The 558-nt window shown below is 65.9% G+C and carries 1 protein-coding gene; it reads left to right on the top strand.

Annotation, left to right across the window (positions count from 1 at the left end):
* Positions 1-558 (top strand): c-type cytochrome (locus AACY45_RS27650; protein ID WP_339548646.1); only part of this gene is annotated, 558 nt, incomplete at both ends.

Here is a 558-nt window from a genome sequence, read left to right as displayed (position 1 = left end):
CCGCCAACAGCCGCCCGCGCCAAGCTCCTCGATGGTGCGACACGGCTTCAAGCAGTCGTAGCCGCCAAGGGCTCGGCCAGCCAGGTCGCCGACCTCGCCCATGGTCTCGCGGCTCAACTGCTCAAAGCCTATCCGGTCCCGCTTGCCCCAGCCAAGGCACCCGATTTCGCCCGTGGCGCGACGCTATTCGCACATAACTGCGCGAGCTGGCACGGTGCTGCAGGCGATGGTCATGGCCCGAACGCCGCCAAACTCGCCACCCCGCCGATAGCGTTCACCGATGTCGCTCGTGCCCGCCAACGCAGCCCCTTCGCGCTGTATCAGGTTATCGACCAGGGCATAGATGGCACGGCGATGCAGAGCTTCGCGTCGCTGCCTGGCGGCGATCGCTGGGCGCTCGCTTTCTATGCCGGCCATTTCGCCTTTTCGGATGCGTCCGCGACGGAGGGCGAACGGCTCTGGAAGGCCGATCCATCCCTTCGCAAGCAAATTCCTGACCTGACCGCGCTCGCCGGGCTCGCCCCCGAAACACTCGCTAAATCCGTTGGAGCCGAGAAG

Source organism: Pseudomonas sp. RA_35y_Pfl2_P32 (assembly GCF_963970735.1).
Lineage (GTDB): Bacteria > Pseudomonadota > Gammaproteobacteria > Pseudomonadales > Pseudomonadaceae > Aquipseudomonas.
Note: the sequence above shows the minus strand (reverse complement) of the source record. Positions and strands in the feature narration are given on the sequence as shown.